Here is a 22,912-nt window from a genome sequence, read left to right as displayed (position 1 = left end):
CGGAATCAGCAATGTATAAAAGGGGAGGTTTTCATTTGATGAGAGGAACAAAAAAGAAAGCTCTGGCTGTTCTGAGCACACTTGCACTGGTAACGGGATTGCTGGCTGGATGCGGATCAGACGAGGGTCAGGCTGCCGAAGGCGGCGTACAGAACATCTCCATTGCGATTGCGCAGGTAGGTGATGTGCCGGGTAAAGGAAATGAGGTTCAGCAAAAAATCGAAGCCTTTACCAACACGAAACTGGATATTCAGTGGATTCCCGCTTCGGCGTACAATGACAAAATTAATGTCATGATCGCTTCCAGCGATATGCCGAAGATCGTGAAAGTGCAGTACAACCCGACAGTCACAAGTGCCATGCGCAACGACGTGTTTTGGGAGATTGGTCCCTTGCTCAAGGATTATAAAAATCTGTCCGCCCAGAACGAGCGCTTCTTCAACAACATCAAGGTAGACGGAAAAATCTATGGCGTGCCGGTGTTCTCTGATATTGCACGGGCGACAGTCATTTACCGCAAAGACTGGTTCGATAAGCTGAATCTCAAGGTGCCGACCACGCCGGATGAATGGTATGAAACGATCAAAACCCTGGCAACTTCCGACCCGGATGGAGATGGGCAGGATAACACGTTTGGTCTGATGCTGTTCAAAAAATACAACGAAGATCAATATTCCTTCACAACGCGTCTTGGCGTAAGCTTCGGTGCACCGAACAAGTGGAAGGTTGAGGATGACGGCAGCTTCACACCGGAGTTCATGACGCCGGAATACATGCAGGTGCTGGATCTGCTGAAACGGTTGTATGATGAGAAGCTGCTGAATCAGGACTTTGCTGTGTTTGATTCCACGGAAGCGGAGAAAAAGTACGACTCCGGCGTTGTCGGCATGCGTGTCGGCGTAGCGCAGAACGGTAAGAGTCAGCAGGAGCGTCTTTCCAAGAATGACCCGGATGGGGTTGTAGACATTGCAGGTTTGCTTGGAGCGAACGGCGACCGTGTTGCGGGCCAGACAGGTAACTCCGGCATATTGGCCTTTCCTAAAGCGACAGTGAAATCCGAAGAGGAGCTGAAAAGCCTGCTGAGCTTTTTGGATAAGTTGATGGAACCGGAGATGGCAACACTGCTCATGCGTGGAATAGAAGACAAACATTACTCCAAAGTGGGCGAGGATGAAGTGGAAATGAGCGACTTCGATGCGTTCCAGCGTGAGGTGAAACCATATCGTGATAATCTGCCATACGTTGAAGGTTACAATGTGCCAAAATTGAAGGATACCGAGCTGGGGGTAAAAGGAACCGAGCTTGCCAAAGAGCTGGCCGAACATGCCGTTCCGAATCCTGCGCTTACGTTATACTCACCGACCTATGGTGATCGCGGGGCTGATCTGGATCAGATGATTGCCGATGCGCAAACCAAATACATCATGGGCAAGATTGATGAAAATGGCTGGAAACAGGAGATTGAGAACTGGGCTAATGCGGGCGGAACGAAGATTCGCGAGGAATATGCTGAAGACTACAAAAAACAGGCTCAATAAGCGAGCGGATGCGGAGGGCATCGATGAAGGAAACCTTGCAGTTCACACCGGTACGAATGGCCGATCAGTTCATGGAAAGTTACCGCAATCATCAGCTGTACCCTACCTGGCATTATGAGAACGGCTGCCTGCTGAAGGCGCTGGAAGAACTGTATCATCGTACGGGGGAAGCCAAGTATTACGACTACATCCGGGAGCTGATGGATCACTTTATTCAGGAGGATGGCACGATACGCTCGTATACCGTTGAGGAGTACAATCTGGACCAGATTAATCAGGGGAAATCCTTATTCTTCCTAATGGATCAAACAGGTGAAGCGAAATACCGCAAGGCAGCAGACCTGCTCATGGTTCAGCTCAAAGGGCAGCCACGAACCAGCGAAGGCGGTTTCTGGCACAAGAAGATCTATCCTTTTCAGATGTGGCTAGATGGATTGTATATGGCGACTCCATTTCTCACGCAGTATGGGGCAGTAACGGGCGAAGAAAAGTGGTTTGACCGGGCGGCTCTGCAGCTGCTGCTGGTGGAGAAGCATACCCGTGATCCACGCAGCGGTTTGCTGTATCATGCCTGGGATGAAAGCAGGGAGCAGCGCTGGAGTTCGGGCGAAACCGGCTGTTCTCCTCATGTCTGGAGCCGGGCCATGGGGTGGTATGTGATGGCCGTGGTGGATACACTGGATCATCTGCCTGTAGATCATGAACAGCGCGGCCAGATTGTCGGCATTTTTGAACGCGTGGCAAACGCACTTGTGCATGTACAGGATCAACAGACAGGGCTATGGCCTCATCTGCTGGACCAGCCGGGGCGTGAGCGCAATTATCTGGAAGCGTCGGGTACATCGATGTTTGTATATGCGCTGGCCAAAGGTGTACGTAAAGGTTACCTGAGCGGCAAGTTCAAGGAGATTGCAAATAAAGGATACCAGGGGCTGCTCCAGCACTTGCTGCAAACCGATCGTGAAGGTGTACTGTCGCTGACCCAGTGCAATGGCGGTGCAGGTCTTGGGGGAAGTCCGTATCGTGACGGGTCGTACGAATATTATGTAACCGAGTCGATCCGAATCAATGATCCGAAATCGGTTGCCCCGTTTATTCTGGCAGGTGTGGAGATGGAACTGGCTTAACGCTGGTTCATTTCTTCAGACAGAATTATGATAGCGCATTCATTTAGGTGAGCCTAATGCTGGTAGTAACGATAATATAAAAGGGAGAGATGGTTCATGAGTCCAAAAGGTCGGGTGTCCCGTATAGGTGGATTTGTTGTCATTGGCGCAATGTCCGCCGGACTGCTTGCAGGTTGTGGAGGAGAAAAGGCTCCAGCCGCCGGGGAAGGCAAGTTTCCCATTTCCATCTCTTTGATGCAGGTAGGCGATGTGCCCGCGAAGGAAAATGGGGTGGAGCAAAAGATTGAGGAGTATACGAATACCGATGTCAATGTTCAGTGGATTCCACAGTCGGCTTTTGATGACAAGGTGAACGTCATGGTTGCTTCCGGAGAGATGCCGACGATTATGCGTGTAAATTACGTGCCGACCACGTTCAATGCAGCCAAAACGGGACTGTTCTGGGAGCTGGGACCCTACCTGAAGGATTATAAAAATCTGTCTGCCCAATCCGAGGCCTATTTTAACAATATCAAGATTGAGGGCAAAATTTACGGCATTCCGAACTTCCGCGATATCGGACGAACGGCCATTGTATACCGCAAGGATTGGTTTGACAAGTTGAAGCTGGATGTGCCGAAGACACTGGATGACTGGTATGAAGTGATGCGTTCCATGCGTAAGGATGATCCCGACGGGAACGGCAAGGAAGATACGTATGGTGCGCTGCTCTTCAAGAAGTATAACGAAGGCGTGTCTTCTCCGCTGACCCGGATTGCCGTGAGTATCGGGGGTGTGAACAAGTGGGGGGTGGATGATGCGGGCAAATTAACGCCGGAATTCCTGACCACTGAATATGTGGACACCATGAAGCTGTTCAAGCGACTGTTCAGCGAAGGGCTGATTAACAGTGATTTCCCTGCTCTCGATCCTTCGGATGCGGACAAAAAAATGGACTCTGGCCTGATTGGCATGAAGCTGAACGGCGTGGCACAGAACGGCAAGTCATCCCAGCAGCGGCTGACGCCTAACGCTCCGGATGGGGTGATCGATGTAGCTCCGTTCCAGGGAACAGATGGTATACGCATCGCCGGGGAACCGGGGAACTATGGCATGCTGGTGATCCCGAAGGCCGCCGTCCCGGATGAGGAGCAATTGAAAAAAGTGCTCACATTCCTCGATCAGCTGATGGATGAGGAGCTGAGTACGCTGCAGCTTCGCGGGCTGCTCGATGTGCACTACACCAAGACAGCGGACGGTAAAACCGAACTCAAGGACTTTGATGCTTATCAACGCGAAGTGAAGCCGTACCGTGACAATTTGTTAAGTGTTGAAGGATACAACGTGGCTGAATTGGTTGATGTCCCGATTGGCATGAAGGGCACCAAGATGGCACGCGAGAATGAGCAGTATGCCATTCCGAATCCTGCGCTGACACTGTCATCGGCCATCTACACCGAGCGGGGTCAGGAACTGGATCAGATGATCTGGGATGCACAGACGAAGTACATTATGGGCAAGATTGACGACGCAGGATGGGAGCAGGAAGTGGCTAACTGGCGAAAAGCCGGAGGAGACCAGCTGATCTCTGAACTGGAGGCATCGTACGCTGAACTGAACGGGAAATAAAGAAAACGCATAGTATACGTGTGCCCGAAGAAGCTGTGTTTTACGTGAATGGACGTGAAGCATGGCTTCTTTTTCTATCACAGGATTATGGTTGGGCAGCAGAACGGGTATAAAAGAAAGGAACATTCTTTTTCACATCCATTTATACTCAGGCCGAGAGGGGAAAGACATCATGATTGAAGAACATGACAAGCAAGACATAGCTGCAAATGATACATACGAGGGAAAAGATCTGGGGGTGACGATCGGCGCCCAATTCTGCCAATTCAAAGTATGGGCGCCAGATGCCGTTCAGATGCACGTGCTGCTCTACCCGGCAACCACTGCAGAGCTTCCAGGAGGACAGGGAGGAACCGGGGAACAATCTGCCGAGCCAAAGGAATTCCTAATGGAAAGACAGCAGCAGGGCATCTGGTTGTTGAAGCTGGATGGAGAATGGAATGGTTATCGGTATATGTACCGGGCCACCTTCAAGGGGGGACGACAGGAGACAGCAGTGGATCCCTATGCAAGGGCAGTTACCATGAATGGTGAAATGGGAGTTGTTATCAGGCTGGAAGAGACAGATCCCCAAGGATGGAGCCGGGATGTTCGTCCAGAGCTGAAGAGTCCGGTGGATGCCGTATTGTACGAGCTGCATGTGCGGGATTTTTCAATTCACCCTTCATCAGGCATGGTGAACAAAGGCAAGTATCTGGCTTTTACGGAAACAGGACTGCGCGATTCCGAAGGCAATACACTGGGGATTGATCATTTGGCCGAGCTTGGGATTACCCATGTGCACCTGCTGCCCGTGTTTGATTTTGCCACCGTGGACGAATCCAAGGCTGGAGACAGTGCTTACGGTGATTCCAAGGATTCCAGCTATAATTGGGGGTATGATCCGCTGCATTACAACGTTCCCGAAGGCTCTTATGCCACACATGCAGATGAGCCTGGTACACGCATCCGAGAGCTCAAGGCTTTGGTGCTAGCCCTTCATCAGAGAGGTATCGGAGTGATTATGGATGTGGTGTATAACCACACGTTTAATACGGCCGAAAGTTCGTTTGAGAAGCTGGTACCGGGGTATTACTATCGTCAGAATGCGGACGGCACATACAGCAACGGTTCAGGGACTGGCAATGAGGTAGCCTCAGAACGTCCCATGGTACGCAAGTTTATCCGGGAATCGGTACGTTACTGGGCAGAGGAATACCATATTGACGGGTTCCGGTTTGACCTGATGGGATTGATTGATACGACAACCATGAGGGAACTTGCTGCGGAACTGCATGAACATGTATCTCCATCCATCCTATTGTACGGTGAGCCGTGGGCGGCAATGGAATCCCCACTAGGGGAACTAATGACCCTCAAGGGAGATCAGAAAAGAGACGGGCTAGCCGTATTCAACGATAATTATCGTGGAGCGATCAAAGGGGACAGTGATGGAGCAGAGAAAGGATTCGCGACAGGTGCGGAGGGAAAGGAAGAGGATATCTGGACGGGTGTAAGGGGAGCGATTACCGATTTTACGGCCAGTCCATCCGAGACGGTGAATTACGTAACGGTTCACGATAATCTGAATCTGTGGGACAAGGTTGTGCATACACAAGGACTGGAAGAGCAGCTCGGGTTTATCTCCTATGATGATGAGGGACACGTTCGTGGATATGACAGTGTAGAGCAGGCAGTACAGCATGCGAATCCGTATATGCAGATTGATCCGAATCGTGTGCTGGAGAATGAAACCGTTCGGCGCTGCTTGCTTGCGAATGGCATTGTGCTCACATCCCAAGGAATTCCCCTGCTTGCGGCCGGGGATGAGTTTTTGCGCAGCAAATACGGCGATGCCAACAGTCATCAGAGTGGTGATGCCGTCAATGCGATTCGTTGGAAACAAAAACAGCGGTTCAAGCCGGTATTCGATTACTACCGCGGACTGATTCGTCTTCGCCTAGAACATGCAGCCTTCCGGTTGAGAACCCGGGACGACATTAATCAACATGTATCTCTGTTAAAAAAAGATAAAAGCCTGCTTGCCTATGAGCTATCAGGCACGGCTGCCGGGGATTCCTGGGATCGGATTATCGTGATCTACAACGCGGCAAAGGAAAGTCGAATCCTCCCTATTCCTTCCGGAATGTGGAATATTGTTGTAGAGCAGGGACAAGCAGGTCTTGAACCACTGCGCACCGTCAACGATGGGGAAGTCAGCGTACCGCCTATATCCCTAATAGTCATGTATGCCAATAATTAAATTTTTTTGCGTACTGTAGTAAAGTACCCTTTTCCGCTACGGAGAGAAGGGTACTTTATTTTTGTTTTTTTGATCAGACAGGTACAAATGCTGTCAATCTACAGCGTTTGTTTACATATGCTGTATTTTGAAAGCGATTGCTGCAAGAGTTTGACTAATATCAAGCGAGTGACTTCATGAAAGCCTCTGTTCAACCGATATGTTGAGTACAGACAACCCCGGGTTGACAAATGACGTCCCACTCCGTACCATCGGGACAACACGAAATCAATGGATATAAAGGCGGTGGGAACGATGCCGGAATGGACATCTTTTCGTTACGAAGGCAACGATCTTGGCTTAACATATACTCGTGCTTCCAGTACATTCAAGCTGTGGGCCCCAACGGCCCAGCAGGTTTCTATATTGGTTTTTGAAGATGAGGGCAGCTACAATGCAAGTGGATGGGTAACGGAACATGTTGGCGGGCAGGCAAGCGACATGACCCGTGATGAAGACGGCATATGGAGCGTGAAGCTGGCAGGCGATTGGGCAGGATTTTATTACATGTACCGCATTACACACGATGATCAACGCACAGAAGTAGTGGTAGATCCTTATGCACGCGCCGTGTCGCCCAATGGGCAGCGGACGGCCATTATTGATCTCGATACAACGCATCCACCGGATTGGGAGCTGGACGTGAAGCCTGTTTTTCAGCGGCCGGTTGACGCCGTCATTTACGAATTGCATGTGCGCGATTTCTCCTCCGATCCCCATGCGGACATTCCGTATAAAGGGAAATTCCTGGCCTTCACCGCTTCCGGACTGACCGACAGGGCAGGCCATCGTATCGGTGTGGATCATCTTGCCGAACTTGGGGTTACCCATGTGCATCTTCTGCCTGTGGCGGATTATCAGACGGTAAATGAACTGGAATCCGCTGAAGAAGGCACAACGTTCAGAGCACCCTATAATTGGGGTTATGATCCACAGCACTATAACGTCCCGGAAGGCTCCTATGCTACAGATCCGCGGGATCCAGCCGTGCGAATTCGTGAGTTCAAAGCCTTGGTGCAGTCACTGCATCGCCAGGGTATACGTGTTGTGCTTGATGTGGTCTACAATCATACGTATGGTGTGGACGAAGGTCCGTTTGAACGGATTGTACCCGGTTATTTTTACCGCTATCGGACAGACGGCACACTGAGTAATGGATCGGGTGTAGGCAATGAACTGGCTACAGAGCGCCCAATGGTGCGAAAATATATTATAGACTCTCTTCTGTACTGGGCTGAGGAATATCATGTGGATGGTTTCCGTTTCGATCTCATGGGTCTGATTGACACCGATACAATGAACGAATTGACCCGTGAGCTGCGTGAGCAGATTGATCCAGCCATGCTAATTTATGGGGAGCCGTGGACGGGCGGAGACTCACCACTGGATCGCAAAACCCTGAAAGGTACCCAACGGGGCCAGGGATTTGCAGTATTCAATGATCATTTCCGCAGTGCGATCAAAGGGGACAGTGATGGCAGCGGGAAAGGGTATGTAACCGGAGCAGATGGCCTGGAGCATGAGCTGCTTAAGGGAATTTCCGGAGCTATCGATGACTTTACATCGTCACCTGTGGAGACCGTCAATTATGTCACGGCCCATGACAACCTGAACCTGTGGGACAAAATCGCAACCACGATGAATCTCAGACATGAATTGGGTTTCCCAGCATGGAGAGACGGGCAACCGGTGGAGGGAGGGAGTGCAGAATCGGCGGTAAAGGCAGCAGATCCCTATCGGTATGTGGATGCTGATGATGTGCTTAACCATGAGATGGTTCGCCGCTCGCTGCTAGCCTCCGGAATATTGCTAACCTCTCAGGGGATACCTTTTCTGCATGCAGGGGATGAGCTCCTGAGATCAAAAGCGGGAGATCACAACAGTTACCGCAGCGGAGATGCGGTTAACGCCATCCAGTGGGCGAACAAATCCCGCTTCAGACCTGTCTTTGACTATTACCGGGGTTTAATACATCTGCGCCGTACTCATCCTGCCTTCCGCATGATCAGCGCAGACCAGATCAGGAATCACCTTCGCATTCTACGTGCTGACGGTAATGTCGTCATATTCATGCTGCAGGATGGGGCCAATCAGGACACCTGGAATCGAATTATCGTGGCCTATAATGCGACAGCGTACCAGCAGCAGATTCATTTGCCGGAAGGCGACTGGCATGTGGTTGTTAACGATCATCAGGCAGGTACAGACTCGATTGGGACGATTAGCGGCATTGCTCCTATAGAGCGCTGGTCGTTAATGGTGCTGTATGATATCGAACATGTTGGCGGAACGGAACCGGCTACAATTGAAATTAATGCTCCACGGCAGGTGTATAGCCCAGGTGAGACGGCGGGGCTGCGGGCGATTGTGCGTGACCGTCTCGGTAATGTAGTAGAGAATTGCGAAGTCCTGTGGCGTTCTTCGGAGCCGCAGCTGATCCAGATCGATCCGGATGGAACGATCCATGCAAAAGAGACAGGTGAAGCAACGATAACGGTTCAATGTGGTCATATCTTTGCTACAAGCCTCTTGCAGGTCGATCATCGTCATGCTGAACGAATTGAGCTTGTCGGTGAAACGGTTCTGTATACGACACGAATCAGTCGCTTCCGCGCATTGGTGCTGGATCAATTTGGGCAGCCGCTTCAAGGCACCGCCATACGCTGGCATTCCTCCAATTCGGATATTGTAACGGTCAGTACGGCTGGAATCGTTCGTGCCTTGTCCCCAGGGACAGCGCAAATTACAGCCATGGCAGGCAGCATACAGTCTACGGCGACAATCAAAGTCCACAAGCATGTCTCACGTCTGGTTACGCTTCGTTATGAACGGGAGGATCAACAGTACGAGGGATGGGATGTTTGGGTATGGGGCACAGGAATGGCAGATGGAGCGGTACCCCTTGAACGAGTGGGCAATGCCGCAGAGGCCCGTATTCGCGTGGCTCCAGGCCTGCACCATCTGGGGCTTATTATTCGGCTGAATGAGTGGCAGGCCAAGGACACCTGTGGAGACCGATATGTAGATATTGTGCCAGAAGACGGGGATGTGCAGATTGTTGTGCAGAGCGGTACAGACCAAATGCAGGTTATACGCGAGAGTGATGAAGAGGATAACCGTACCAGTGCTTGAATCCTCTTGTTAGGTCCGTATAGTAGCTGTAGATAAACCTAGAAGCAGCAGGCAGTCGGAGGGGATTTCCGGCTGTCTTTTTTTGTGCGCAGAGCTTGGATTGTGTTGTGAAAAAGGGATGAATTGTACAAGCCAATGTTTGAGAAACACGTTCATTGGGGTATATATAGATATGGCCCCAGATTTGGCCGCAGAAAAAGAAGACCCATTTGGTCTATGAGAGAAGCCGAATGCTTCCCAACACCAAACAAAGTAGGGATCCCTTGAAGGAGGATGTTCAATCATGAAATCCAACGGAAAAATGGCTCAACTTACTGCAACTCCACGAACTGAAAAGAAAGGTGCGGCATTGCGCCTGTTAAGACAAGGCGGACGTGTTCCGGCTGTCGTTTATGGTCCTGAGTTTGAAGGGGCCTCCATACATGTGGATGAAAAAGAGATGCTCAAGGTCGCGCGTACAGGTCGTTCCGAGATGTTCAACCTCAATCTGGAGGGCGGCAAAACCGTTCCTGTGCTGATTAAGGATCAGCAGGAGCGCAATGGACGTCTGCTGCACGTGGACTTCTTGCAAATATCCAAAAATAAACCGATCAGCGTAAGTGTGCCGATCGATTTCCAAGGTACGGCTGCGGGCTCCAAAGCCGGCGGCGTGTTCCAGACGCAGGAAACCGAATTGGAAGTTGAAGGACTTCCAGCCGACCTGCCGTCTTCCATTGAGGTGGATGTCAGCGGGCTGGACATTGGTGATCGCCTGACAGCAGAAGATATCAAACTGGATAAGGGCTTGACACTTATTACGTCACCCGATTCCATTATCGCATCCGTTATGCCACCACAAGCGGCTGAGGAAGAGCCAACAGCTTCTGCTGATGAGGCAGAACCTGTGGCTGCAGAGGAAGAGAAGGCAGCAGAAGAATAATAGGGGTGTGGGAGTTTGGCTCCCCTACCCCAGACGAAGCCCGGTCATCATGACCGGGCTTTTTTGCAATCGTAGAGATGGTTATAATAGATACAAGTGATACACTGATCCGAAGCGGATCAAGGTCATATTGGCAAACAGGTCAATATAAGTTCTTAGGAAAGTAGGCAAGTTCATGTTTGATCCAACCGTGTACGACAATCTCAAGGTCGGTTTCGAGAACTATCTATATGATCTCGACAATCTCGATGAGATCATTCACATATCCAACCGGAAAGACAGCCTGGAGATGGCGAGTATGTCCAGAGAGTTCGTGCTGCAGTTCGTTCTAAGGGAGCATTCTGAGGTCAAAGGGGAGATTATACTCCGAAGCTCTCTAGAAGCGCTAGCTGCCGAAATATTGGAGTCACCCGGCAGCCAGCCGGGATGTCGGCTAGAACTTCGGTTTAGCCAGGAGACTCCTGAGCCAGATAGGCTATGTCCCGCAATTCGCTCCATCATACAAGTGAGCTGGCCAGGTCAGCGCTTGGTACAGGACATTCATTTTGTGTACGGAGAGGAACCCATCAGGTATAACGTTTCAAGTCATGTGTATTTTGATCGAAATGTGAATGAAGACCAAATGGGAGATATTCCGGAATTATGTGAACATTTGGTGAACGTGCTGAAAAAATTAGTCCAGCTGCATAATTAATCATCCGTAAAGCCCTGTCTCTTCCCACGAGACGGGGCTTTTTTGTCATTTTATTAGAATTGTTGAATAGGCTTAGAGACTTAGGTATAAGGGCTTGTATCTAATATTTTACGCAAGCTAGTCAGAAATTGTATATTAATAAAGGAGAAAAAGTGCAATTGAACTATACATAATTGGTGAATTTGCGAAATAATGAATGGGACTAAAGATTTATAGATGTACTAAAGGAACTAGTTTTCCTTGCCGATAAAAATATCGAAGGGGAGAAACTACATGACAGAGAAATTAATTCGTCTGCTGCGTATACTTCAGGCTATACAAGCGTATCCCGGAATCTCAGCCAAGGAGTTGGCTGCGAAATGTGATACAACTGTACGCACGATCTATCGCGATCTCCGGATTTTGGACAGGGTTGCCCCTATCATGAATGAAGGCTACGGCAAGGGTTATCGGTTTATTGGGAATTTCGCCTTGTATCCACTCGATTTCACGGAGCAGGAGGCCATGGTCTTCTCCATGCTTCCGTCTGTCCTGGATACTTCCCAATTGCCGGCTGAATTCGATGCGGCTTTTGACAAAGTGATGTCGGTCCATACCAAGTTAAAATCAAGAAACAGTGATATCGTGGAAAACATTGCAGGTATCATACGCATGGGAACGCCTGCATACCGGGAGGAAGGAAAAGACCCCAATCTGCTTATCCCGATTATTGAAGCTATTCTTAATCAGGAAACCATACGTACCCGGTATCGTACACTGACCAACAATGATATTACGGTTCGTGACATTGATCCCTATTATCTTATTCCACGCGATCAGCGCTTTTATCTCGTCGGGTATTGCCATCTGGTGCAAAAGGTGCGATTGTTTCGCATTAGCCGATTTCTGGACGTGAATCAGTCAGGTACCCACTTCGACAAAGCGGATTTCAACATAGCGCAGTATATGAAAAATACGTGGTCTGTTGATCGAGGGGACGAACATATTCATTTCAAGGTGAGATTTACAGAAAGAATGGCACCCTACATAAAAGAAGAAGAAATGTTTGTTCGTCCACGTATGACGGATCTGCCCGATGGCGGATTGTTATTCGAAGTCACACTAAACAGCAGTCGTGAGTTCCTGATGTGGTTATATCAATTTGGCCCTCAAGCGGAGGTTCTTGAGCCCCGAGAATTTCGAACAGAGATTCGCAAACAACTGACTCAATGGTTGAAGCACTATGAGGGAGATGAATAATTTGATTTGTTATTTTAACTTGAAACTTGGAATGAAGGAAAAGGAGAAGAACATGTTATGAGCAGCAACTTATTTGCGGCCATGGATCGAATGGAGCATTATCATGGTATTCAGGCATTAAATATAGATGATACCGTATTTTTGGTTAAAGATCCCAATAATCGTACAGATCATCAGGCGATCAAGGTTGTTATTCCACCAATAGGTACTGTGGGATATATCGTGAACGACCCAGTCATTGTTCCTCACGGGTGCTGGGCAGGCTCTGGATTTTATGATGTTTTTCACCAGCAGACCTGTGCGAAGGTCCGGTTTGCCATGAAAGATATGATTATTGTTGAGCTCATTGAAATGGTACATGTCCCCATCTCCCAAATGGAGTCATGGATCACAAGCTGGCAGTCACGGGAAAAAGCATAAACCAGTCCCTCGCAGCAATTGGGGCAGCTTTGTTATGACTTCTATCCAATTTATGCTCATTGGCGGATAAGTCTTGTATAAGCTGCTTCGAGATGCATGGCCGTTCGAGACCAGCCAAACTGGTTCACGGCAATTGCTCGCCCAGCCTTGCCAAGAGATGCGGCTAGCTTCGGATCCCGGGCAAGCTTCTGAAGGCAAGCAGCAAATGGTTGAGGTTTGTCATATGGAGAAACCAGATAACCGCTGCTGCCGGACTCAATAATTTCTCGAATGCCACCATTGTCTGAAGCGATCACAGGCAGACCGGAAGCCATCGCTTCAACGTTAACTAACCCGAAGGCTTCGTGCATTTGAGACGGACAGACCAGGCAATCAGCGGCCCGGTACAAGTGGTGTATTTGTTCATGGGCAATCTGTCCGAGAAAAGATGATCGTATCCCGAGTTTTCGAGCTAGCAGACGCAGCTTGCGCACATAGACCTGCGGCCCCTTGCCTGCAATAATCAGCTGTACATCAGCCTTCTGCTGCACAAGTGCTACTGCGCGAATCAGAATGTCCACACCTTTGCCTGGAATCAGTCTGCCGACATACAGCACGGAAAAGGGTTGTGAACGCTCTGACGGCCTGGAGTTTGTTCCATCACTTAGCGCTGGAACGAAGCGGGTCAGATCGGCACCCAGAGGGATAACATTCATCAGATGTTTCACCGAAGGGAACCTGCGCCCTAATCTGTCTCTGAGCGACAAACTGTTGACAGCGATGCAGTCAGCTTGTCGTAACAACGCTAATCTTGCTGGTCCAGGCTGAGCGAAGGTCAGGGAGTGAAGGAACAGAACTGCAGGGGTGTCAGGCAGGCTTCGTTTGATACGTGCTAAGCAGCGTGGCCTGTTATCCACCTGGATCAGATCAAACGAATTTTCCTTTAAGAGCTGAATAACCGCCTGAATATATCGATCAGGACTGCTGGATGGAACACGGCGGATCGTAATGCCCTCAAGCTGCTCTTTGGCTGGAAGACCAGGCATTTCGCGGCTAATAATTGTTACTTCATGACGCAGTGCAAGTTCGCGAGCGATACCCAGAATGCTTATTTCAACTGAACCGTTTCCAGGCACAGGTAGTTTCTCCGGTGCGACCATCGCTATTTTCATTGGGCGGCTCCTCCTTGTCCCATACGCGTATCGAATCTTCGTCACATCTTATGCTTTTATGAAGCGTTTGGCGCCTCGGCAGTACCGAAGAAATAGGTATTTGTGATATAATGAACAGGTTGCAAATTACTCGTTACGTGGATAGAAACAGGAGGAACATGATGTTACATTCAACACTGGGCCGCTTCCGATTACTGCTGTGGCTGCAGGGGCTTTCATATGTATTATTGCTGTTTGTTGCATTCCCCTTGAAAAATGCAGGGATTTTACCTCAATCGGTCACATGGTTTGGCAATCTGTACGGTTTTCTGTTTCTGATGTATATGTTGTTTATGGTTAGTCTGTATACGACGCAAAAGTGGCGTTTACGCCGTCCGATCGCTTTATTTTTCATATCGTTTATCCCTCTGGGCAATTTCGTTTATGATTTTTTCGTTTTTCGCAAAATGGATCAGGGTCAAGGTACTGTTAAATAAAGCTTGACTTTATGTAGTGTTGTGAATATGATGAGAACAGGTTATTTGAACTGTAAGAAATGCACCAACTAAAACTGCATATTCCTGATGTTAAAGGGGAGTAGCTTTCACAGTAAAGTCGTCAATTCGGGATCACATCCCCGGCTTTATTGGCAGCAATTTGTTGTTAGCGAGACCTTTACCAAGTTTTCATGCTGGGTAAAGGTCTCTTTTTATGGATAAAAAGGATCTTTACCAGCGATGGTAAAGGTCCTTTTTTTGTACATCATAAGGATACTAAGGAGGAGTCAAATTTGGATTTGTCATTATTATTGGAGTATGGATGGGTACTAATCGTCCTAGTAGTCCTGGAAGGATTGCTGGCAGCAGATAATGCTTTGGTGCTTGCGATTATGGTTAAGCATTTACCGGATGAGAAGCGCAAAAAGGCGCTATTCTACGGTTTGCTCGGAGCCTTCATCTTCAGGTTAGGTTCCTTGTTCCTGATCTCGTTCCTCGTCGATGTGTGGCAGGTTCAGGCGATCGGAGCGCTGTATCTTCTCTACATCTCGATTAACCACATTGCCAAGAAAGTTATGGGCAGCCGCAACAAGACAGACGAAGCGGCCGATGATGCACCGAAGAAAGTTAAGAAACAATCCGGTTTCTGGATGACGGTTTTCAAGGTCGAAGTAGCGGATATCGCTTTTGCGGTCGACTCCATTCTCGCAGCCGTAGCACTGGCTGTGGCGTTGCCACCAAGTGGATTACCTCCAATTGGCGGGTTGGACGGTGGACAGTTTATCGTCATCTTCCTGGGCGGATTTATTGGTCTCGTCATTATGCGTTTTGCAGCTTCCTTCTTCGTTAAATTGCTTCATTCCCGTCCGGGACTTGAAGTGGCTGCCTTCGTTATCGTAGGTTGGGTAGGGGTTAAGCTGGCAGTCATTACGCTAGCGCATCCTTCACTTGGTGTTCTGGATGAACATTTCCCGGAAAATAAAATTTGGAAATTCGGATTCTATATCGTATTGATTACTATTGCGGTATGCGGTTGGTTCCTGTCGTCCAAAGTACCAGCCAAAGAAGATGAAAATCCGATTGAAGAGTTGGAAAAACAAGCAGGAAACTAAGCGTGTAAGCTTAACACAAACAACATATGTTGTCGTAAAAATCAGGGGCTGTATGGATACAGACCCCTGATTTTTTAGTATATGCGTATTCATGCCAAACGGTTTATTTTCCAAGAAAAGGGTTGACATATCGAAACGAGTCCTATTAATATAAGACTTATCATTTACGAAGGGAGGCCGAAAGACATGATGGTTGGTTATGATGTTCGATTGACACAGACACCAAGTCGTATAGATACAACTGCATATCCAGCTCATCGTCTCTTTGGCCTCTTACGGGCGACATAGGAGAATCGGCATATCTTTTCACTGTTCATTATGCAGGCATAGATATGTCAATCTCGGCTTATATAGCGATGGAGAACATAGGTAGGCATCTTCATGCCGTTCTGTTCTCTGTTATTGTTATGAAGAAGTCATGGGCGGATGCGTCCATGGCTTCTTTTTTGTTGTATCGAATGAAGCGGACATGAACGATGCGATACAAACATTGCTTATTTTGAAAACAACTAAAGATGAAGAACAGGAAGGAAAAATCACATTTATGAATACAGAACCCAATTTATTTACGAGTCAAAACGAATTCCCTGGGGGATATCGGCATGAAGTGAAATTGCCAGCAGGAGACTTGACGGTATATGCCGCACAACAATTGTTTTCCTCTCTGGACTACAAAGTGTTTGAAATGGCTAACAACAATTTGCAAATTCCTGGAATTTCCTATATGAGTTATACCCCGGATGTTCATGTAGGTGTAGGAACCTGCATCGGCACTACGGCCGTATGGGACGCAAAGACGGGTTACGTGTCTCCATCCATTGTTGGCAGTGATATCGGCTGCGGGATGCGGGTGCATATGACCAATCTGCACAGGGACGATCTGAAAGATGTAAAATTGCGCCGCAAATTGGTCAAGGCCATTGAAAAAGTCCTGCCAATGGAGGCTAGTCAGCGGGGGCATTTCTCGGATATAAGGCTCGAACACATTGTTCGCAAAGGCTTGCACGGCTTACCCAAAAAATATATTCCGGACAGTTACACGCCGAAAAAGTCGACATCCATCACCCATGTGGAAAGCAGCAAATTTGCCTACGATGAGGAAGTACTGAATCTTGTTCCGGATATGACATGGCACCGTGCACACCGTCAGCTGGGCACCTTGGGCGGGGGCAATCATTTTGCCGAAATCCAGTCTATTGAAATTGCAGAGGAAAATCGTGAGATTGCGGAAGCCTGGGGATTGGTTGATGGTCAAATAGTCGTCATGATTCATTCAGGTTCCCGTGCCTGGGGCGGACATGTGAGCCAGACCAGCTCGTCTGCCATTGCCAAAGTGATGCAGCGAAACGGGCTTGGTACATCGGACCCGAGACTGGTTTTTGCTCCGTTGGAACACGCTGAAGGCCGTCATTACGTCAACATGATGTATTCCGCTTTGAATTATGCTGTGGTTAACCGGCATCTGATCGCTTTTGCTATTCGGGAGGCATTCCGGGAAGTGTTCGGACCCAAATGTGAATTCCGCACATTGTATGATCTGATGCACAACTATGCCTGGGAGGAATCTCATGCAAAAGAAGGCAGCGTATTCGTCCATCGCAAAGGGGCAACGCGTGCGCTGCCTGCCGGGCACCCGGATAATCCGAAACCTTATATGGCTACAGGTCATCCTGCGCTTATTCCAGGATCGATGGGGACAGCCTCGTATATCATGGTAGGTCAGCCGCAGGGCGAAAATAACTATTATTCGATCTGCCACGGGGCAGGGCGCATTCGTTCACGTACTGCAACCAAGCGTCTGGTTACGGTAGAAGATTTTGCATCCGCACTTGGCGTAGGTACAGAAGATGAAATTGTGGTGAATCAGCGATCACTCGAATCGATTATAGATGAATCGCCACAGGCATATAAAAATGTCGATGAAATTATTGATAGTGTTACCGGTGCAGGCCTGGCTCAGGTTGTAGCCAAATGCAAACCGCTTGCAGCTGTGAAAGGAGCGAAATAATGATCATACCAAATGAAAAAGTAACTCAAACCCGAGCTATCTATGCTTATGACCAAACACAGGACGACCAGATCCGAATCCAGGGCTATGCGACATATGCACGCCTGATCCGGGGCATTATTGAAGCATTAAGCAGCAAGTACGGGGTTCGTTATGAACTGTTTGCCAGTGATGATCCGAACAACGAATACTGGGAGCTGCTGAAGGAGGATTTGCTGAGCGACAATAACGAAGTGGAGCTGGTTGCCCGTATTTTCGAGGATCTGGAGCTCCGTACCCTGCATTATGAAGATGATGGTGATGTGCCTACATACGGAGTGCATTATTCCATTCGGAACAACGTGTTTGCGTATCCCAAATGGGGGGTTGCACTCGTCCGTATTCCCTTTTTCCGGGATAATGGTATCTACAATGAGGACTTTGTATTCGCGGTAGGTGAGGAAGAGCTCAAGCAGTTTCTGGGCAGTGTACGTGAACGGGAACGTCAGCAAAATATGAAAAAGGTTACGGTGTATACCGATGCCCGCAATGGAAGTGAACGCCATGTCGAATCCATCACCCGCTCGGTGGGAAGAGACGATGTGGTCCTTTCGCCCCAAATTAAGCAGGATATTTTCCGCTCGCTGGATCAGTTCTTCGAAGCGGATCGCTCCTTCTACCGGGAATATGATATACCCTATAAACGGGGGATTCTGCTGTATGGTCACCCTGGCAACGGGAAAACAACCTTGGTCAAATCCATTGCGGGCAGCATTCCGGGTCCAGCTGCATACTGGCAAATTACCGAGTATACCAACAGTGAGTCCGTTCGGGAAGTATTCGAGGCAGCCAAACGCCTGGCTCCTATGGTGTTGATCATTGAAGATATTGATTCGATGCCGGACGAAGTGCGCTCCTTCTTTCTCAATACACTGGATGGAGCAACATCCAAAGAAGGTATTTTTCTGATCGGTACAACGAATTATCCGGAGAAAATAGATCCAGGTCTCATGAACCGTGCCGGACGGTTTGATCGGGCTTATGAAATTCCGCTGCCAGATGAAGCATTGCGACTGCAATACTTGCAGCAGCGGGGATTTCAGGTCTTTGCCGGCGAAGAAGGAACGCAGGAAGCTGCTCGGCTCACCGATACATTCTCCCTTGCACAGCTCGGTGAGTTATATGTCAGTGCTGCACTCGAATGGCATCAGAATGGCCAGACAGACTTTGTACAAGTTATTCAGTCCATGCGGGGAGAGCTGGACAAGAGCCATAAGCATAACTGGCTGACTCAGCCAGGAAAGGGACGTGCCGGTTTTTATTAATATCATACACCACCAAATATTATACATCTCAATTGGATATACTACGGTTGTCTGCTCCTACATACAATGACCTTCGGGAGGTACACTTAAGCCGTTGAAGCTATTAAAGGTCGAACGGAAAGCAAAAATGAGTTGTTTCCTTGCTGAGACAGGCTTGTCGTGCGGATATGAAGCATATGAATAAAAGGTAATATACAACAATTTTTAATTCAGTTGTTTAAATGCTTCTGTAGCGGTTAATAGTAGACAGACAACAACAAAAACTTTTAATTGAGGTGAGTAGTATGGGTTGGTTATGGTCATTAATTATCGGTGGTATTATTGGATGGTTGGCAGGTCTGATCGTTGGTCGTGACATCCCAGGTGGTGTTATCGGTAACATTATCGCTGGTTTCATCGGTGGATGGTTAGGCGGCGTGGTCTTCGGAGAGATGGGTCCTGAAATGGGCGGATTCTACATCGTACCGGCATTAATTGGTGCCATCGTACTTGTAGCAATCGTAAGCTTGATCTTCCGTTCAATGGGTCGTAGTCGCGGGTAACGATGTTATTGCACTACGAATCCATGGGAAATAAATAGTGTTTCCCGTTTATAATGAAGAGGTTGATGAGAAGCCATATGAATGGCTTTCCATCAACCTCTTTTTGTTTTAAGATATATAGGCAGCGGTTCATAACGAAACCTTGGTTTGGGTGACAAGCAAGGTTTCCTAATAATAGATGAGTGCACGAGGGAGAGAGAGACCTTGGAAAAAGCGACATTTGCCGGGGGATGTTTCTGGTGTATGGTTACACCATTTGAAGAACAGCCAGGCATTCACGGAATTGTATCCGGGTATACAGGCGGTCACGTTGAACATCCCACATATGAGCAGGTCAAAACAGGGGGAACCGGACACGTTGAGGTGGTTGAAATCACATTCGATCCGGAGCTGTTTCCCTATGAGCGGCTGCTGGAGCTTTACTGGCCGCAGATTGACCCAACCGACGACGGAGGTCAGTTCCAGGATCGCGGAACCCAGTATCGTACAGCGATCTTTGTACACAATGAGCGACAGCGTGAACTGGCTGAGCAGTCCAAGCAGGAACTGGCCGCAAGTGGACGATTTGACCAGCCCATTGTGACAGAAATCCGGGATGCGGTTGTATTTTACCCGGCCGAGGATTATCATCAGGATTACCATAAGAAAAATGAGAAGCATTACAAGGAAGACCGTGCCCAGTCCGGACGGGATGAATTTATTGAAGCAAACTGGAATTAAGAGAATGTAAGATCATATTGCAAAAGCCGGGCAGGCTCCTTTTGGAGTCGACCCGGCTTTTTTTAATCTAGGCTGATGAATTATTTTGTGGACATGGACTTAAGCACATGTTTGGATAGTGTATCATTCTGAATGGTATAGAGGACATCATTGACATACGTTGAAGGGCTTATAATAGAAGGAACCGAAGCGCTGGTTGTGTACACATGCACGTCTTCCAGGGTTTTGGGATCCACAATATAACCGGTTTTGGCAAAATCAAGTTGATACTGTCCATCCTGTGTCCGCTTCACTTGCATCAGCACAGGCTGTTGATCTTTGAACGTACGCTCGGTTACTTTGCCTTTCATGTTGTACAGTTCCAGCTTGGAACCTGTAAACAGGGTATATCCGTCGCCTGCTGTCTGAATGAAGGCATTACCTGGAATGCTGCGTCCCCAAGCAAGCTTGCCATCTGCTCCGAAGCCCATGAGTTTGTTGCCCGTGTTCTCGAAGTTGGCACGCATGATGACGGAGCCATCGTTCAGTATGGCAAGTGACTCGCCACCGCCGTCTCCCTGCGTGTTTGCATTGCTCGGGAATTGATAGAAGGACAGGCGGGTGAGCGAACGATCATAGATCTCCACTTTGGGATTCGCTGCAGGCTGCCAGTAACTGCCGACTTTGATTCGTTTGCTGGCATCTACCACAATGCGGTCACTGCCTGCCTGGAACACAGCACCATTAATTGTCTTTTCGGTAATCAGCTTGCCCTTCTTGTCAAAGAGCGAGATTGCCGTTCGAACTGAACCATTGGACTGTGCGCCTTGACTGGAAGCGACTAGCAAGGTTTCGTCATCGAGAAGATACAGATCGGAAGGAGCATTTACCGTTCTGACCCAATTCGTTTTGCCGGATGTGTTGAATGAGTATACTTTCTTGGTTCCATCCGAATATTCCATATATACATAGGCTGTGCCGTAGCTGGTGTATATTGAATCGGAGTAGGTCGTATACGGCCCGCTTTTCTCATGAAAAATATAATTCCATTTCACTTTACCGGTTGTTGCATCCAGGGCCTGAAGTGTATCCAGCTGCCAGGCCAGCGTTGTGGCACTGCTTGTCTTGGTCACAGGCTGGGAGGAATGTACGTATACCAGGTTTTTGGCAGGGACAGCGTGGATCTCCTTGACCAGGACGTCTTTCTCCGTGTTGACTTGGGCTTGCATCAGTGAAGGCGAAGTCCAAGCAGGTTTGGTAAGCGGCTCGCTCTGTACTGCGGCATAGCCCGTTGAATTCATACTGAAGAGGAGCACGCCGCTGAGTAGCAGGGCTGCCCATGTTTTGGTATTGCGTTTGTTTAATGTAAGCAAGTTATAAACCACCTTTCTTCAGTTCAAAATAGAACCGATTGTTGAATTCTACCATTTAAGCCAGTTTGAATTCAACCTGAGAGACTGTAACCTTTTATCCGTGATGTATCCTATTATCTATGTTTGATGAAGTGTAACGGTTACAGGGAATTCATCTTCTTCCGAACCGGGTAGAAGTTTGTTATATTAAGTGCGGTAATCATGGTTGATTCTAACCTAGGCACGATCAGACAGAGGAATGTACAAGGAGAACAGACATGAATTGGAATGACAACTTAACCCCTTGGGTCATTGGATCGATCGTTGTATTGCTGCTGCTGGCCTGGGTAATTCGGCGAATCATCCGGCGGGGACAGCGTATACGCAGTGAAGCCAACCCTCGAAAGATCTCAATCAAGGACATCGATAAAATGGAAGATGGTTCGGAGTTTGAGCTGTATCTCTTTCATTTGTTTCAACAGCTCGGATACGAAGAAGTTCACAAGACGACCAGCAGCCGTGACTTCGGAGCGGATCTTGTGTTTACGGACCGGCTGGGCAGACGGAATGTGATTCAGGCCAAACGATATGGAGCAAATCATCCGGTTGGTTTGAGTGCCGTGCAGGAGATTTACACCTCGATGCGTTATTATGAAGCAGACCGCTCAATCGTCCTGACTTCAGCGAGGTACACGGAAGCCTGCCGGACCCTGGCTGCGGTCAACGGTGTAAAGCTGCTGGACCGGGAAGATCTGATGGATCTGATTGTCCTGTTCAAGTCGAGAAGAGTGGAAGAAGCCATGGAGCTCATTGAAGAAGATGATCAGGAACCGGTAGAAACGTGGCAATCGAGACGAAAACGAACTACACGCTAGAGTTCTCAATTAGAAATGCATTACTCAGGCCCGATTGGGCCTTTTTACGAAGAAATTAGGCAGGGTTCACCTTCACTTGCTTGCCTGCACATGATATATTGAGTGTATTCAACCAAAGGAGAGTGTATATCCGTTATGGCACGTACCCAAACACAAAAAGCATTACGCAGAGCAGAGCGCTCAGGACAATATTGTCCCGAACAGAGCCGAAGAGTAAACGAAAATTATGGTGCATTATCCCAACATGTTCGACTCATGCCAACCAAACAAGAAAAACTGCAAAAGGTCAAACACAAGAAGCGGATCATCCAGGATGGTGGTGCTTCTTTTTATTTTGTCCACCGGACGTGCGGCAAGGGCGCTTAATGAATGTTTTCTTAATGCTTTGGTTGGATTGCTTCTTTGAAGACTGATAAAATGGAAAAATAGGACAAA

Annotated in this window: 19 protein-coding genes; 17 read left to right on the top strand and 2 right to left on the bottom strand. The window is 48.5% G+C overall.

The features are described from left to right. Nucleotides 1–38: 38 nt before the first annotated feature. From CHH60_RS14295 to CHH60_RS14255, 9 genes are all read left to right on the top strand, one after another. A complete protein-coding gene (locus tag CHH60_RS14295; protein WP_095359854.1) occupies nt 39–1,538 on the top strand; it encodes an extracellular solute-binding protein in 1,500 nt (499 codons plus the stop codon). A 23-nt stretch (nt 1,539–1,561) separates the two neighbouring features. Next, nucleotides 1,562–2,665: a glycoside hydrolase family 88/105 protein gene (locus tag CHH60_RS14290; RefSeq protein WP_095359750.1), complete on the top strand. Its 1,104-nt coding sequence runs from the start codon at nt 1,562–1,564 to the stop codon at nt 2,663–2,665. 96 nt (nt 2,666–2,761) lie between these two features. Beyond that, on the top strand, nt 2,762–4,273 hold the full coding sequence (locus CHH60_RS14285; RefSeq protein ID WP_095359749.1) for an extracellular solute-binding protein: 1,512 nt from the start codon (nt 2,762–2,764) through the stop codon (nt 4,271–4,273). Nucleotides 4,274–4,445: 172 nt separating this feature from the next. Then, entirely contained in the window at nt 4,446–6,515 is a 2,070-nt protein-coding gene (gene pulA, locus CHH60_RS14280; protein WP_095359748.1) for a type I pullulanase, read from the top strand. A gap of 294 nt (nt 6,516–6,809) precedes the next feature. Then, on the top strand, nt 6,810–9,686 hold the full coding sequence (pulA, locus tag CHH60_RS14275; protein WP_095359747.1) for a type I pullulanase: 2,877 nt from the start codon (nt 6,810–6,812) through the stop codon (nt 9,684–9,686). 283 nt (nt 9,687–9,969) lie between these two features. Further along, nucleotides 9,970–10,605, top strand: a complete 636-nt coding sequence (locus CHH60_RS14270) for a 50S ribosomal protein L25 (RefSeq protein ID WP_095359746.1) — start codon at nt 9,970–9,972, stop codon at nt 10,603–10,605. Nucleotides 10,606–10,780: 175 nt separating this feature from the next. Continuing rightward, a complete protein-coding gene (locus CHH60_RS14265; protein ID WP_095359745.1) occupies nt 10,781–11,299 on the top strand; it encodes a hypothetical protein in 519 nt (172 codons plus the stop codon). A gap of 273 nt (nt 11,300–11,572) precedes the next feature. Beyond that, nucleotides 11,573–12,538, top strand: a complete 966-nt coding sequence (locus CHH60_RS14260; RefSeq protein WP_095359744.1) for a helix-turn-helix transcriptional regulator — start codon at nt 11,573–11,575, stop codon at nt 12,536–12,538. Between the two features lie 57 nt (nt 12,539–12,595). Then, the gene (locus tag CHH60_RS14255; protein ID WP_095359743.1) at nt 12,596–12,958 is read left to right on the top strand and encodes an HIRAN domain-containing protein; all 363 of its coding nucleotides are present in this window, start codon (nt 12,596–12,598) and stop codon (nt 12,956–12,958) included. A gap of 56 nt (nt 12,959–13,014) precedes the next feature. Here CHH60_RS14255 and CHH60_RS14250 read toward each other — a convergent pair whose 3' ends face one another. Beyond that, nucleotides 13,015–14,109, bottom strand: coding sequence for a glycosyltransferase family 4 protein (locus CHH60_RS14250; protein WP_095359742.1), 1,095 nt, complete (start codon nt 14,107–14,109; stop codon nt 13,015–13,017). 161 nt (nt 14,110–14,270) lie between these two features. On the opposite strand from CHH60_RS14250, the gene CHH60_RS14245 reads away from it, so the two are divergent. From CHH60_RS14245 to msrA, 6 genes are all read left to right on the top strand, one after another. Further along, nucleotides 14,271–14,585 carry a DUF3817 domain-containing protein gene (locus CHH60_RS14245; protein ID WP_170948165.1) on the top strand — a complete coding sequence of 105 codons (315 nt, stop codon included), beginning with the start codon at nt 14,271–14,273 and terminating at the stop codon, nt 14,583–14,585. A gap of 293 nt (nt 14,586–14,878) precedes the next feature. Then, a complete protein-coding gene (locus CHH60_RS14240) occupies nt 14,879–15,697 on the top strand; it encodes a TerC family protein (RefSeq protein WP_095359740.1) in 819 nt (272 codons plus the stop codon). Nucleotides 15,698–16,241: 544 nt separating this feature from the next. Further along, nucleotides 16,242–17,705 (top strand): RtcB family protein, encoded by a 1,464-nt coding sequence (locus CHH60_RS14235; protein ID WP_255247942.1) that lies wholly within the window; start codon nt 16,242–16,244, stop codon nt 17,703–17,705. Further along, nucleotides 17,705–19,009: an AAA family ATPase gene (locus tag CHH60_RS14230; protein ID WP_095359739.1), complete on the top strand. Its 1,305-nt coding sequence runs from the start codon at nt 17,705–17,707 to the stop codon at nt 19,007–19,009. The genes CHH60_RS14235 and CHH60_RS14230 overlap by 1 nt, the downstream gene beginning before the upstream one ends. A 284-nt stretch (nt 19,010–19,293) precedes the next feature. Continuing rightward, on the top strand, nt 19,294–19,551 hold the full coding sequence (locus CHH60_RS14225) for a GlsB/YeaQ/YmgE family stress response membrane protein (RefSeq protein ID WP_095359738.1): 258 nt from the start codon (nt 19,294–19,296) through the stop codon (nt 19,549–19,551). Between the two features lie 204 nt (nt 19,552–19,755). Next, nucleotides 19,756–20,271 (top strand): peptide-methionine (S)-S-oxide reductase MsrA, encoded by a 516-nt coding sequence (msrA, locus tag CHH60_RS14220; protein ID WP_095359737.1) that lies wholly within the window; start codon nt 19,756–19,758, stop codon nt 20,269–20,271. An 80-nt stretch (nt 20,272–20,351) separates the two neighbouring features. Here the strand turns inward: msrA and CHH60_RS14215 are convergent, their stop codons facing one another. Then, nucleotides 20,352–21,623, bottom strand: coding sequence for a hypothetical protein (locus tag CHH60_RS14215; RefSeq protein WP_095359736.1), 1,272 nt, complete (start codon nt 21,621–21,623; stop codon nt 20,352–20,354). Nucleotides 21,624–21,880: 257 nt separating this feature from the next. Between CHH60_RS14215 and CHH60_RS14210 the strand changes: the two genes are divergently transcribed. Both CHH60_RS14210 and CHH60_RS14205 read left to right on the top strand, forming a co-directional pair. Further along, nucleotides 21,881–22,477, top strand: coding sequence for a restriction endonuclease (locus CHH60_RS14210; protein WP_095359735.1), 597 nt, complete (start codon nt 21,881–21,883; stop codon nt 22,475–22,477). Nucleotides 22,478–22,612: 135 nt separating this feature from the next. After that, nucleotides 22,613–22,843, top strand: a complete 231-nt coding sequence (locus tag CHH60_RS14205) for a hypothetical protein (protein ID WP_095359734.1) — start codon at nt 22,613–22,615, stop codon at nt 22,841–22,843. The last annotated feature ends 69 nt before the right edge of the window (nt 22,844–22,912 follow it).

It is taken from the genome of Paenibacillus sp. 7523-1 (assembly GCF_002276415.1).
GTDB classification, from domain to species: domain Bacteria; phylum Bacillota; class Bacilli; order Paenibacillales; family Paenibacillaceae; genus Paenibacillus; species Paenibacillus illinoisensis_A.
This window is presented reverse-complemented; position numbering and strand designations above follow the sequence as displayed.

What these genes read in the sequence shown, in the direction of transcription:
- CHH60_RS14255 (WP_095359743.1), top strand. Translation starts at nt 12,596, where the DNA reads ATGAGCAGCAACTTATTTGCGGCCATGGATCGAATGGAGCATTATCAT.
- CHH60_RS14235 (WP_255247942.1), top strand. Translation starts at nt 16,242, where the DNA reads ATGAATACAGAACCCAATTTATTTACGAGTCAAAACGAATTCCCTGGG.
- CHH60_RS14205 (WP_095359734.1), top strand. Translation starts at nt 22,613, where the DNA reads ATGGCACGTACCCAAACACAAAAAGCATTACGCAGAGCAGAGCGCTCA.
- CHH60_RS14295 (WP_095359854.1), top strand. Translation starts at nt 39, where the DNA reads ATGAGAGGAACAAAAAAGAAAGCTCTGGCTGTTCTGAGCACACTTGCA.
- pulA (WP_095359748.1), top strand. Translation starts at nt 4,446, where the DNA reads ATGATTGAAGAACATGACAAGCAAGACATAGCTGCAAATGATACATAC.
- CHH60_RS14230 (WP_095359739.1), top strand. Translation starts at nt 17,705, where the DNA reads ATGATCATACCAAATGAAAAAGTAACTCAAACCCGAGCTATCTATGCT.
- CHH60_RS14270 (WP_095359746.1), top strand. Translation starts at nt 9,970, where the DNA reads ATGAAATCCAACGGAAAAATGGCTCAACTTACTGCAACTCCACGAACT.
- CHH60_RS14225 (WP_095359738.1), top strand. Translation starts at nt 19,294, where the DNA reads ATGGGTTGGTTATGGTCATTAATTATCGGTGGTATTATTGGATGGTTG.
- CHH60_RS14245 (WP_170948165.1), top strand. Translation starts at nt 14,271, where the DNA reads ATGTTACATTCAACACTGGGCCGCTTCCGATTACTGCTGTGGCTGCAG.
- CHH60_RS14285 (WP_095359749.1), top strand. Translation starts at nt 2,762, where the DNA reads ATGAGTCCAAAAGGTCGGGTGTCCCGTATAGGTGGATTTGTTGTCATT.
- CHH60_RS14260 (WP_095359744.1), top strand. Translation starts at nt 11,573, where the DNA reads ATGACAGAGAAATTAATTCGTCTGCTGCGTATACTTCAGGCTATACAA.
- CHH60_RS14290 (WP_095359750.1), top strand. Translation starts at nt 1,562, where the DNA reads ATGAAGGAAACCTTGCAGTTCACACCGGTACGAATGGCCGATCAGTTC.
- CHH60_RS14250 (WP_095359742.1), bottom strand. Translation starts at nt 14,109, where the DNA reads ATGAAAATAGCGATGGTCGCACCGGAGAAACTACCTGTGCCTGGAAAC.
- CHH60_RS14210 (WP_095359735.1), top strand. Translation starts at nt 21,881, where the DNA reads ATGAATTGGAATGACAACTTAACCCCTTGGGTCATTGGATCGATCGTT.
- CHH60_RS14265 (WP_095359745.1), top strand. Translation starts at nt 10,781, where the DNA reads ATGTTTGATCCAACCGTGTACGACAATCTCAAGGTCGGTTTCGAGAAC.
- pulA (WP_095359747.1), top strand. Translation starts at nt 6,810, where the DNA reads ATGCCGGAATGGACATCTTTTCGTTACGAAGGCAACGATCTTGGCTTA.